This is a genomic window from Streptomyces sp. NPDC002476, from assembly GCF_042889785.1.
In the GTDB taxonomy this organism is placed as follows: Bacteria; Actinomycetota; Actinomycetes; order Streptomycetales; family Streptomycetaceae; genus Streptomyces.
This window is the reverse complement of record NZ_JBIARH010000023.1, coordinates 72,283-84,356: the sequence shown is the minus strand read 5'-3', so window position 1 is coordinate 84,356 and position 12,074 is coordinate 72,283. Positions and strand designations below refer to the sequence as shown.

Genomic DNA, 12,074 nt, shown 5'->3' with positions numbered 1-12,074 from the left:
TCAAAACTGGCAAGTTCGGCGTGGTCTTCCGTCACCCGTCCTACGGTGTCCGCATGCCGCCCAAAAGCCCCACCACCATGGCTGTGCTGACCGCGCGGGCCGAGTACCACACCGACTGGCACGTCTACATCGACGATCCTGCCCGCGGCTCGCTCGGCTACTGCACCGGCACTGGCCCCGACGAGCCGTTCGACCCCGACGCCGCCACCCGGGTCCTGGAGCAGGGCGGCTGGCGTGTCACCGGCCCCTGGACGGAGACGCCATCGACCGACGACGCCCCTTACGCCGCGACCGTCGAGAAGGCCGGCCCCCTGCCGGAGGCTTATTAGACACGCTTGGAGTCGGGCACCCGGAAGGCGAAGCACCGCGCCCGCACCACGATGGTCCGGGGCGACGGCCGGGAGCCGACCGGCTTCGCCGCCGTGCTCCAGGGCCTGATGGCCGACCGGGCCTGGGACGTTCCGGCCGCTGGCGGAAGCATCCTGGACCAGTGGGCGGCCATCGCGGCCGGACTCTCGCCGAAGCTGGCCGCGCACGTTGAGGCGGTTGCCTTCCACGCGGAGACGGGACAGCTGGACCTGCGGCCGGACTCGCCCGCGTACGCGACCCAGCTGCGACTGATCAGCGCCCGGATCGTCGCCGCGGCGAACGACGCGGTCGGCACCCAGGCGGTTCGTTCCGTCCGGGTTCTGGTCGTGGGCGCGACGGCCCCGGCACCCCGCGAGTTGGCCACCGCCCCGAAGGCAGCGGCTGCGCCCGACGCACCAGTGAAGACCCGCGACATGGCCTCGTCCGGCTTCCACCAGGCGCTCGCCGCCCACCAGGCCGTCGCGCCCGCGCAGCGCATCGACCCGGGCATCACCGAGGCGATCGAACGGCAGAACCGTGCGATGCGCGAGCTCAGCCGGAGGGCGTTCCCCGAGACCGACCTCGTCGTCCCGGATGATGCGCCGGCCCCGATCAGGACGGCCCGCGCCCAGCGCCGCCGCCAGGCCGCGGCGACCGAGGCTGCCGCACTGCGCCGGGCCCGTGCCGAGCGAGCAGGGGCAATCATCCCCTCGGTGTCACACGCTCGGCAGGCAGCTGGTGAAGTGGCATGAGCCGACGCCTCAATGACGCGGCCGCCGATACCGTGAACAGCTACAGCGCCTGTTCACCCCGGGTGTTTGTCGCGACCGTACAGCGCCTGTCCGCTTGGGCACCTGGACCCCAGTTACACCCCATGGAGGCAGGTGTGAGCGAAGGGGATGGCTGGCGGTGTAGGGCCGATAGGGTGATCTGGTGACGCAGAGTTCTGAACCTTCACCTTTGGTTGCCGGTCTGACCCGGCTGATCCCCTCCGTCGTACCAGTAGCTGGTGCCGATCCTGAGCTCGTGGCCTTGGGGGAGCGGTACTGGGCGCTGGCGGGCTTCGCTCCCGAATTGGGAACGCCGGTCTGGTGCGAAAAGGCCAACGCCATCAGCGTCGCGGGCTGGGGAAAGAAGCTCTACGCGGTGGCGGCCGCCGGCGTGCGCGCTGTGGTTCCGGAGCGGAAGTGCCCCCAGTGCGGCGGCGCGCTGAGTCTCACCTCCCGGACGGCTTTCCAGCAGGTCCTCGACGACGAGGAGACGGTGTGCGTGGACTGCACGCCGTCCCTGCTGGAGGCAGTCCAGTACGTCATCGACCCGGCCCGGAAGGCGAAGCGCGAACAGGCCCGGGTGCGGGAGCTGGCCCAGCAGGCCGCGCAGGACGCCCGAGCACGTTGGATCGCCGAGCAGAAGGAAGCGATCGCGGCCGACCACCCGGCCGTTTTCCCCCGCGACGGCGGGTTCCCACGTACGGGCGTGAACGAGATGGTGGCGACGCTGGCACTGCTGCGGTTCGCACCGTCGACCTCACCGATTTCCCGGGTTCGGGACTGGATGACACCCCTGCACCCCGAGACGGACAAGGCTTCCACGATCGTCGCCTCAACGATCCAGTCGGGTCTTCTGGCCATCCATCCCAACAGCCCGCCTGGCGCATTCGTCTGGGAGCCGCAGTCCTACGAGCACGCCCTGCAGCAGGCGGGCGGTGACCTGGACGCCGTAGCGTCACCGGAACTCACCGACCGGTTCTACCCGCTCGAAGCCAGCCTGTTCGCCCCTCAGGGACCGAGCGCCGGAACTGCGGTCAAGGCTCTGGACGACCACCTTGCCGAAGAACTCCGGCCGGCCAGCATGAAGGCAGCCCAGCAGGAAGACCTCCTCGCGCTCGCGCAGGAGCTCATCGCCGGCGAGGCCATCCGCTACTTCACCAACCAGCTGGACGAACTCAACCTGCCCGACGTGCCCGCCAACCACACCGCTCGCCTGGGCGACGCCGTCGGAAAGGTCTCAGCGCACCGTCCTCTCAGCGAGATCTACAACCTGGCATGGCGTGCGGCGCGTTCCGCGGCCGCGGCAGCGCAGAAGAACCCCCGAGCTCCGCGAGCAAACATGACCACCTTCGCGGTGAACCAGCTCGAGTCGCTCGCGAAGCGGGCCGTAGACGAGCCCGACTGGCCGATCAAGCCGTTCAGGGAGGACCAGCGCTGCAGCGCGGCCGCCATGACCCGAGTTCTGTTCTTCAACGTGCTCGACGTCAACCCCCTCGAGGCAACGCTTCCCTCGCTCCGGGCATCTCTTCCCGCGCCCATTCCGGAGCACGACGACGGCGGTGCTGACGAGCCCGACAGCGTTCCCAGCCCGGAAAGCGAAACCCCCGCTGACCTCGCCTGGCTCGGCGCCAACCAGCAATCATGGAACCCGTTCGAGGTTCAGCGACTTCTCAACGCGATCAGCAAGAGGGCGAGTGATTCGCCCGACCCACGGGTAGACGACCGAGTTCTGGCCCGCGGTGCGACACATCTGAGGGTCATGTACGAAAACCTGAAGCCGTACCTTGGTGCACACCATGCGGCCATGGCCGTGTTCGGTGCCGCGCCATTGCTGACCCACCCGCTGAGCTTCCCCGGCGAGCCGTGCACGAGCGGTGAATTCCTTCAGGAGCTGATGTCTCACTTTCTGGTGAAGACCAAGGAAGAGCAGGGAACCATGGCCCCGACCGACGACGTGCCGGACGCGGCGTCGGCTCGCCGGTCGGATCTGGATAGCGTCCCGCTCATGACGACGATCACCGAGGGCATGTCGCCGCAGCAGCGGGCGGTGGCGACGCAGGCGTGGGAGCCAGCGGAGTGCGACCAGCCGTGTCCGTGCAGCACACCGGACTGCGGTCACGGCGAGCCGTGTGAGGCTGAGGACTGCGAGGGCCACGACCGGCACACCATGCGTAATCCGACGACCGAGGATGACGTGACGGCCTGGCAGGACTCGTTCGACTGCTGCGAGAGCTGCGGTTCCTCGTTCCTGAACCGTTCGCTGCCGGAGCAGCCGTGGGGGACCTTGAGCGCCGATGGCACCGTGACGGTGTTCGACGGCGTCAGCCACTACGAGCTCGGTGTGTAGCCGCTTCGATCACGTAAGGCGTGCCCGGTGACCACGAGGTTTGACCGGTCGTCACCGGCACTGCCACGATGGCGCACTACAACCGCAGGCGCTCTGCGACGAGGTGACGCTCCACGAGGTCCTTCACGTAGGGCGCGGTTTTACGGCTGAGGTTTCAGAGAGCTCTTCCAAACTCCCTCACCGCCGGTGCACCAGCTGCACGAAGCCCTCGTTCCCGGGACAATGGCCGCTTGCCTCTCGCCACGCTGACCACCCGGTTTGACCGGGCGAGAACAGCACTGCAACGATGCTGCCCCACAACCGCATACAGAGGCACCGAACGTTCGAGGTCGTAGCCGAGCTCTCTCACGTACGGTGCAAGCACAACGGCGAGGTCGATAGCTCCACCAAATCCCTCGCTGGCTCTACCGCCGAAGGCTCCCGCGCCCGGACTCCCCCGGGGCGGGACCTCTTTGTCTTCCCACCCACCACCCTGCTGTTCCGTGTTCGAAGCCCCGGCACCCGCCGGGGCTTCACCTATATCCGGAGGTACCCCGTGACCGATCTTGCTTCTGCCGTGCCCGCCTACGTGCTGCTCGCCGCGCTCGCGATCACCGTCGTGCTGCTCACCGTGGTCTCCATCGTGGCGCGGACGGTGGCGGCGAAGGCCCGGCCCGAGGACTTACCGCACATCCTTCCCGGCCTGGGGCAGGTCCTGGCTGCGCTGGCCCTGTTCCTCCCGTGGGGGCGCGGGACCCGTGGCCCCACCGTCGTGCCGCCGGTGCCCGCGCGGTCCGAATGCAGAGGAGGCCGGCGGCGTGGGTAGCCGGTCAGGGCGCCGGTGGTTGGCTGGAGGGCGCGGCCTGGTCGGCGGGCTGGTCCAGTTGCTGTTGGCGGCGCCGCTGTTCGTTGCGGTGGTCCTCGACGCGCTGGGTGAACAATTTCAGCGCCTCGAGTTCCCTGTTCTCGCCGAACTCGCTGTAGGGGCCGATGCCGAGGGTGACGGCGTTGGCTTCCTGCTCGATGGCGTCGGCGGTCTGCTGGAGGAAGTAGCTGCGCTCGCGGAACTTGTAGTAGCCAGTGAACATCGCGGCCACCGTGATGGCGAAGCTGATCCCGGTCAGGGTGACGCTCTGCCAGGTCAGCTCCTTGCCTGTGTCCAGGGCCGCGATCGTGGTCGTGGACGCGGAGCCGATCATGATGAGGGACTGCAGGACGCAGGGCAAGGGGGTCGACGGACCGGTTGCCCAGCTCGTGGCCGTGGTCCAGGTCCCGGGCCTGAAGATGGGTGGTCCCCACGGTCGCCAGCATCCGGTAGTGGGGTTTCTCGGGTTCGGTGCGACTCCTGCGTGCCATGATGACTCGATCAAGTGCCTTCATTTTTAGGGGGTTGTGGTGCCAGGAATGCCCGCCGGAACGGAACTGAGAGTGGCTGTCGAGGGCTTAGGAGAGTCGGGAGCCGAGCCGCATGTGATTGCGCTGCGTGACTGGCTGGTGTCTGAGGATGATCTGCGCGGCCGGGTGCGGCTCCAACGACAGCCTCCCCTCCCTGGCCACATGGGCTCCACCATGGAGCTCCTGACGGTGGCGCTCGGCTCCGGCGGCATCCTGGCCGTGCTCATCCAATCGGTGTGCACCTGGCTCACCTCTCGCGGCACCGACATGAAGATCACGATCAGTGCTGAGGACGGGCGTCGGATCGAGGTGGACGTTCAGCGCGCAGCCGACCCTCAGGCACTCCTGCGGGAGATCGCGGAACAGTTTCCGGCGCCAGGTTCACAGTCCCGGTGACTGGCACACGCTTCCCGGAGCGTGCGACGAGCCGGGCGGTACTCATCGGGGCTGGTACGTTCCACGACCCCGAGTTGCCTGATATCCCTGCCGTGCAGGCAAACCTGGACGCATTGCGGCGAACCCTCACTCACCCGGTTCATGGTGTGTTCGCGCCCGAACACTGCGTGGTGGTGGCCGACCCGAAGGACCAGGCCACTGTCGGCGCGGCGCTGTCGCAAGCCGTTCGTGAGTGCGAGGACCTGCTGCTGGTCTACTACTGCGGGCACGGCCTACTCGACGAAGCCGGGCTGCTGCACTTCGCCCTCACCGGAACCGACAACCAGAACGTCAGTTGGTCCGCCATCCACCTCGACCTCGTGAAACGGATGGTCGGTAGAGCTCGCGCCAAGGCCCGGGTGCTCGTACTGGATTGCTGCTTTGCCGGCAAGGCGATCTCCGCTATGGCCGGACCAAGGGGACTGGCCCTGGGACAGTTGAACCTGACTGGTACCTACACGCTGACTTCCACCACGGCCACCGCCCCCTCCCATGCCCCGCCCGGCGCCACCCATACGGCGTTCACCGGGTCGATGCTCCAAGCCCTGACAGTTCCTGGTCCACTCACCCTGGACGAAGTGCACCGCCACGTCGACAAAGAGCTAGACGGGCTCGGCCTTCCTCGACCGCAGCGGCGCTCCGTCGGTGCAGTCGGCGAGCTCTCTCTGGTCCGAGGGCCGGCCAGAGAGCCGGAGGCACCGTCCACGGCTGGCACACCGGCACCGGCTGCGAAAACAGATTCAGCCTCACTCCGCCGCATGAGGGCGAGAAATGTTACAGCCACAATAGTGTTATCCGCTGTGGCTCTACTCCCCCCACTGCTGGGTGACCTACTGACAAATTCCAATTCAAGCCTTTTCGGCGACGACAAAGTGCTGGTCGGACTGGAGAGCGAATCAGATAATTCCGTTATGCTAAGCCCCACATGGGGCAGCTTCTCGGCCTTTAGCCTGGATGTGGTAGGGGAGCTACTGAAAGAGGCGAATATCGAATCGAGGCCAATCCGCGTCGATATTCCTAGGCAAGACCAGGTGCGCTCTTTGCAGAAACGTGAGGTGGACCTAAATTCCGCGCTCGCCATGACGGGGGAGCGCATGGAAAAAGTTGACTTCGTGGGGCCCATCGCTTCTGGCAGGCTGGGCTTCCTAGTGCTGGCCGATGAAACAACGCAGAAAATCACGAGCCTCGAAGACTTTAGCCACGGGACCATCTGTGTGCAGGAGGATTCAATAGCGGCGGCGATCATGGATAAGGTCGCAGATAAGGAATTCGACGTGAGAGGAATGCCAGGCTTCCGTTCCTGCGTCGAAGCCTTACATCGAGGGGAATTCAGCGCGATCGCCGCAGACACTCTGTCGCTCTCTGCGTGGGCGCTAGAAGACGACCAGTTCAAGGTCGTCCCGGATCTCACCATCGGTGGGCCCAGCCAATACGGCATCGCCCTCCCCAAGGGGCACCATGAGGATTGCACACGCCTTCGTGACGCCCTGATGAAGTACGTAAGCAGCGGTAAGTGGCTAAAAGCATTTCGGGACCGCCTGCCGAACGCAGGACGGAGTGCGGACGAAATTCAACCCACTGCGATCCAAATCAAGGAATTGTCCTGCCGCGGTTGAGTACGTTCGCCGATACTTCCTTCCTTCGAGGAGGGGAAAGCACACGCGCTCAGGTGGCCGCTGGAGCGAGTTGAGGCTGCCGCGCAGACGGCGTACGGCTTCCTCGTGCACCATCGCGTACGGATGTCGGACTCAGATCGCAGCCGGGTCGCTGTTCTCAGTCCGGATAAACGCCGCTGCTGCGGGCCGTCTTCCAGCTCCTCCACCCCCGGGTTTCCAGCTCGCACTTCGCCAACCGCAGGTTCGATCACCGGTGGGCCGCCGACCGTGCCGTCGCTCAATGCCCGACGCTGCTGGTCGGGCCCGCCCCGCGCACCGGCCTGTAGCCCGAACACGTCATCACCGCACTGGAATGGGTGATCGCTCGCCGTCACGGACTACGGCCGGCTCGGCATCATCTTGAGCACGAGTTGGGCGGCGCTCAATCTGCTGGACCTGGCGGCGCTCGGCTTGGCTGTCCAGTACCAGAAGGCTGCTTGCCACCGACGTGACTACTCCGGAGCTTGAGAACGATTGACCTGCTGCATCAGCCGCCTCCTCGCGTCCTGGGACGCGATCAAGTCATCCTGAAGCTCGCTCAATTCCTCCTGGCGCCGGTCTCGCTCGGCCTGCAACGCCCCAAACTCCTCTTCGCGGTGGCGAAGCGTCTCCTCCAGCGTGTTGACGCGGACGACGACGTCTTCCGTCGCGGATTCCTCCAGTTGCTGACCGAGCTTCCGCCGGAGCGCATCTCTGAGTTCGTCACGCTCCTTCAGTACCGCCTTCAACTCGGACCTCGCGAACTGGAGATCGACCGCTAGACTCCCCTGGCTCACCACCGTGCCCGCCTCGGCACTGTGGTCATGGGCGAGCTCCGCTTCCTGGAAGAACCACCTGCCGGGGTGCTGTCACGTTGGCCGACCGGGTGGGATGATCTTCGGGTTGGTCGTGGTGGAGGGGGCCGTCCGTGGACAGCGCGTCGCCGTCGTACAAGGGGCACCGGTACCCGGTCGAGGTGATCTCCCACTGTGTGTGGCTGTACTTTCGTTTCCCGCTCAGCTTCCGCGAGGTGGAGGAGCTGATGCTGCGGCGCGGTGTGATCGTCTCCTATGAGACGGTCCGCCGCTGGTGTGCGAAGTTCGGGCAGGCCTATGCGAACGGACTGCGCCGCCGCTGGCCGCGGCCCGGGGATAAATGGCATCTGGACGAGGTGTTCGTCAGGATCAATGGGGAGCTGAAATACCTGTGGCGGGCCGTCGACGCCAGCGGCAACGTCCTGGACATTCTTGTGCAGAACAGGCGGGACAAGGCCGCGGCCAGGCGTTTCTTCCGCCGCCTGATGAAGAAGACGCGTGCGGTCCCGCGGGTAGTTGTCACCGACAAGCTCCGCTTCTATGACGCAGCCCGCCGTGAGGTCATGCCCTCCGTGGAGCACCGCTCCCACAAGGGCCTGAACAACCGGGCCGAGAACTCCCACCAGCCCACGCGGCAGCGGGAACGCGCGATGAAAGGCTTCCGCTCCGTCGGCGCAGCGCAGCGGTTCCTGTCCGCGTTCAGCGGCATCTCACCGTACTTCCGCCCCCACCGCCACCTGATGACCGCCTCCGCCCACCGAGCCGAGATGACCGTCCGCTTCACGATCTGGGACCAGATCACCGGCGCTGCCAACCTGCCCACCACGGCCTGAACACAGGCCCGGCCACGGGCCCACCACGCCCCGACGCACCATCAGACAGTCACGCACCCACAACGTGACAACGCCCTTGTCTCTGCTCCGGTGCGCGGGCCTGAGCAGGGCAGCGCATGTTGACTGCGAACTTCCGTTGAACGGACGAGAGTTGGCGGTTCTGATGGTTGCTCAGAAAGTCCTCAAATCGAATGGGAAGGGCTTGCTCTGCCGCATTGAATGGGTGACCGTATGTAGCAATATCTGCGCAGGCTGCTGCCTGAGCCATGGGGGAGATCAGGGTGGACAAGGACACCGAATACGTCATTCCGTCGACGTCGGACCTGGACAGGGGCGGCCCGGCTGACGCTGCCTCACCTGCCGGGCCGCTCGGCGAAGGGAGTTCGCCACCATCAGGCCCAGGCGGAGCGGCAGCTGACTTCGAGACGTCAAGGCGTGGCGGACTGCTTCGCTCGCTGCGGGTGAGACGTCCGCGCCCGGCTTCCGGCGTGGTCGCGTCGCCGCAGCAACCGGCTCCGCAGCCTGTTCCTTCGCAGAGTGCGAGTGGGCGCGGCGTTGCTCGGCTGCTGCGTCATTGGCAGCTGCTCGCGGCTGCGGTGGTGCCCTGTCTCATCCTGGCCGGCATCGGGTGGTGGTTCTGGCCGCAGCAGCCTGCGAGCGGTCCACCGCACATCGCTGCGGGGACGGTCCAAGCGGACCTTCTCGGCCCTGACAGTGTCAGCCGTGTGGCCGGGACAACGGTGGTCGCCGGCGCCCAGTCGAACCGTCCTCACGACCCGCTGACCGTGTCGCCGTCGGGCTGCGCCGTCGCGGCGGGGCCGACGACCCAGTCGGTCTACGGGCAGGTGTGGACCGCGTTCGTGTCGGCGACCTACAAGGACGCGGGGGCCACGGGCGCCTACACCGTGAATCAGGTGATCGGCGTGTTCCCGGACAGCGAGAAGGCTGATGCGGCCTTCTCGACCCTCACCAAGGGGCTGAACGCGTGCTCGTCCTCGACGCGCACCGATCAGGACGGCCGCACCTCGAAGTGGATGTACAAGGCACAGCCCTCCACCCGGGTCGCTGTGGCGTGGACGGCGGCGCAGGACGGCAACGCGAACTGGGCCTGCTCCCACCAGGCACGGGTGAACGGCACGAGTCTCGTCCAGGTCTCGGTCTGCCAGGCTGGTGACGGCCAGCCGACCGCCGCGAAGCTCGCCGACAAGCTCACCAGGAAGGTGAGCCGATGACCACGAACCCGCTCAAGCCGGTCGCTCGCCACCGGCGCACCATGCGGCGCGTCATCCCCCTGGTGCTGGTGGCGTTCTTGGGGCTGATCATTGGCACGGGAGCACCGGCCAGCGCGGCAACCAGTGTTGCGCGTGCCTTGGCCCAGCCGGGCACCGTCTCTCCCTTGGCCCCGTCCGGAGACATCACGGCCGTCTCGGCAGCCCTCGTGCAGAAGATCGAGGACTTCAACCGGCAGGAAGCGGAGATAGCGCAACAAGCAAAGAGCCTGGTCGCCGAGGCGGAGCGGATCACCAAGGATGCCGCCGCCTTACGCACTGCCACCACGGCGTTCAATTCCAAGAGCGCTGCCGTGGACCAGAAGGCCAGCGACTTCAACTCGCGCGCGGCAGCCCTGAACGCCAAGATCAGCGCCCATAACAGCAAGCCGCATACCTTCCGGATGCCCGCGCAGGCCGCCGCGGCCAACGCGTACGCGGCCGAGGCGAACAGACTGAGGGCCGAGCAGGCCCGGCTGCGGACCACGAAGAGCAGCCTGCAGAACGAGCAGAATCAGCTCAGAAAACAGGGGTCCCAGCTCCGTTCGAAGAAGTCCCAGCTCACCGCCGCCTCCTCAGCGCACGATGCGAAGGCCCGCACGCTCCGGAGCAAGGAGAATCAACTGCAGTCCCTGGGGAAGCAGTTGCTTCAGCAGATGGCCCAGGCCATTCAGAGCCTCGACGACAATCCACCGGACCCGGCGGCGATGATGGACCAAGGCGGTGACGCGGCCGGTCCGCCGCAGTACCGCGACCATTCGCAGAGCCAGGAAGCCGGCCTTGCCGACAGCCCGTCCAGGCAGCCGCAGGCCTCCGCCCTGAAGGCGTATGCGAAGCAGACCGGCACCACCGTCGACATGCAGCCGGGCACGGCGTATCTGACGCCTGAGGCCGTCAGGCGGCTTCCCGCCGCGCAGGCGGCACAGCTCGGCAGCCCGGTCGGTACCTACGACGGCCTGGCCCGCAAACCCAACGGACATTACAGGGCCCTGAGGGTGCAGACACCCGGGGTTTTCGGCTCTCCGGGACAGGCGGCCTTCGACGCGGCCATCGCGCGCGGTGGCCAGGCCCAGGCCAGTGTCAGCGGCACCCGGATCGTCATCGACGAAGTGACGTCCGTCGCGGCGGTCCGGATTCCCTCGGAGCCCGCCGAACGCACACCAGCTCCGACCACCCCGCCGCGGCTAGGGCCCGATACGGACACGGACAACAAGCAGCGGTGTGAATCCGAGCCGAAGTCGTCGCGCTTCCAGTACCAGTCGCTGGACGGGGAGGGCCGCGCCCAAGGGGCCACCGCCCTGATCTGCCCGAGCGACCTCAAGCCCCCGCTCGCGGACCGAGACACCGGCTCGGTTGACGTGTACGGATTCCCTGACCCCGAGCAAAACACTCCCAGGTCGGGGAAAGGCAACATCTTCGACCGCACGCACATCGTCGGCGACAAGGTGGGCGGCGACTGGGTCAACGAGAACCTGTTCACTGGGTTCAAGCGCATGAACCGGAGCGGAATGCGGCGCTGCGAGATCAAGATGGAGAAGCAGCTCGCGGCTGGAAAATGGGTCCAGTACATGGGGAAGGTCAACTACAGCCACACCACGGGATACGCGGGCAGCATCACCATGTCCGCCTACACCAAGGACGGAGTACTGTTCGACAACGTCGTGGTCAAGAACAGCACGGATTGGCAGACGACATGCTGAGGATCGAAGAGCTGGAGAACGCGCTTCCGTCGATGCCACGGTGGCGTGTGTCTGGGGAGCGCAACGTGGACTGGGGCGCCCTTGAGGCGGTCCTCGGGACGGCGCTGCCCTCGGACTTCCGCGCTCTAGCGGAGGCGTACCCGGTGCTGGTCATCGACGACTTCCTGAGCGTGTCCGTTCCCCGGCCCGGCACCGAGGCGTTGTGGGCCTCCGAGGCCAGGGAGGACGAAATCCTTCAGGATCTGTACGAGATGGGCGACACCGAGGGCTACGTCCCCTTCCCGCAGCCGGGTGGCCTGATCAGTTGGGCATCGTCCTATTCGGGGGACTCCTTCTACTGGAGGACGAGCCCTGCGGACCCGGACGCCTGGCCGGTGGTCGTCCGCGGAGACAACGGCGACTGGTCGGAGTTCCCGGTCGGTGCCGTCGAGTTCCTGACCGGCGTCTACGGGCGCACCATCCACGTGCCGGGCATGCCCAGGGACTTCCCCAGCGACTGCCCGCAGGTGCTGGGCCTGAGCGACCGCATCGACTGATCGGCAACTGATCC

General features: G+C 66.6%; 12 protein-coding genes. 11 read left to right on the top strand and 1 reads right to left on the bottom strand.

Going from position 1 to position 12,074, the window contains the following annotated elements; all coding sequences use genetic code 11:
- Positions 1-53 precede the first annotated feature (53 nt).
- The 4 genes from ACFYXM_RS24365 (at position 54) to ACFYXM_RS24350 (ending at position 4,270) form a co-directional block, all read left to right on the top strand.
- Positions 54-329, top strand: coding sequence for a hypothetical protein (locus ACFYXM_RS24365; RefSeq protein WP_389292310.1), 276 nt, complete (start codon positions 54-56; stop codon positions 327-329).
- 6 nt (positions 330-335) lie between these two features.
- On the top strand, positions 336-1,100 hold the full coding sequence (locus ACFYXM_RS24360; RefSeq protein ID WP_389292308.1) for a DciA family protein: 765 nt from the start codon (positions 336-338) through the stop codon (positions 1,098-1,100).
- Between the two features lie 181 nt (positions 1,101-1,281).
- Entirely contained in the window at positions 1,282-3,465 is a 2,184-nt protein-coding gene (locus ACFYXM_RS24355; protein ID WP_389292306.1) for a hypothetical protein, read from the top strand.
- 535 nt (positions 3,466-4,000) lie between these two features.
- Positions 4,001-4,270: a hypothetical protein gene (locus ACFYXM_RS24350; RefSeq protein ID WP_389292305.1), complete on the top strand. Its 270-nt coding sequence runs from the start codon at positions 4,001-4,003 to the stop codon at positions 4,268-4,270.
- 4 nt (positions 4,271-4,274) lie between these two features.
- Here ACFYXM_RS24350 and ACFYXM_RS24345 read toward each other — a convergent pair whose 3' ends face one another.
- Positions 4,275-4,670, bottom strand: a complete 396-nt coding sequence (locus ACFYXM_RS24345; protein WP_389292303.1) for an SLATT domain-containing protein — start codon at positions 4,668-4,670, stop codon at positions 4,275-4,277.
- A 202-nt stretch (positions 4,671-4,872) separates the two neighbouring features.
- Between ACFYXM_RS24345 and ACFYXM_RS24340 the strand changes: the two genes are divergently transcribed.
- The 7 genes from ACFYXM_RS24340 (at position 4,873) to ACFYXM_RS24310 (ending at position 12,060) form a co-directional block, all read left to right on the top strand.
- Complete coding sequence (locus ACFYXM_RS24340) at positions 4,873-5,235, top strand: hypothetical protein (RefSeq protein WP_389292301.1); 363 nt, start codon at positions 4,873-4,875, stop codon at positions 5,233-5,235.
- Complete coding sequence (locus tag ACFYXM_RS24335; protein WP_389292300.1) at positions 5,232-6,890, top strand: caspase family protein; 1,659 nt, start codon at positions 5,232-5,234, stop codon at positions 6,888-6,890. Before ACFYXM_RS24340 ends, ACFYXM_RS24335 begins: the two co-directional genes overlap by 4 nt.
- Before the next feature lie 503 nt (positions 6,891-7,393).
- Positions 7,394-7,690 (top strand): hypothetical protein, encoded by a 297-nt coding sequence (locus ACFYXM_RS24330; protein WP_389292298.1) that lies wholly within the window; start codon positions 7,394-7,396, stop codon positions 7,688-7,690.
- Positions 7,691-7,836: 146 nt separating this feature from the next.
- On the top strand, positions 7,837-8,556 hold the full coding sequence (locus tag ACFYXM_RS24325) for an IS6 family transposase (protein WP_389292296.1): 720 nt from the start codon (positions 7,837-7,839) through the stop codon (positions 8,554-8,556).
- 266 nt (positions 8,557-8,822) lie between these two features.
- Entirely contained in the window at positions 8,823-9,788 is a 966-nt protein-coding gene (locus ACFYXM_RS24320) for a sensor domain-containing protein (RefSeq protein WP_389292294.1), read from the top strand.
- Positions 9,785-11,524 carry a DNA/RNA non-specific endonuclease gene (locus ACFYXM_RS24315; protein WP_389292292.1) on the top strand — a complete coding sequence of 580 codons (1,740 nt, stop codon included), beginning with the start codon at positions 9,785-9,787 and terminating at the stop codon, positions 11,522-11,524. The genes ACFYXM_RS24320 and ACFYXM_RS24315 overlap by 4 nt, the downstream gene beginning before the upstream one ends.
- The gene (locus tag ACFYXM_RS24310) at positions 11,518-12,060 is read left to right on the top strand and encodes a hypothetical protein (RefSeq protein WP_389292290.1); all 543 of its coding nucleotides are present in this window, start codon (positions 11,518-11,520) and stop codon (positions 12,058-12,060) included. Before ACFYXM_RS24315 ends, ACFYXM_RS24310 begins: the two co-directional genes overlap by 7 nt.
- The last annotated feature ends 14 nt before the right edge of the window (positions 12,061-12,074 follow it).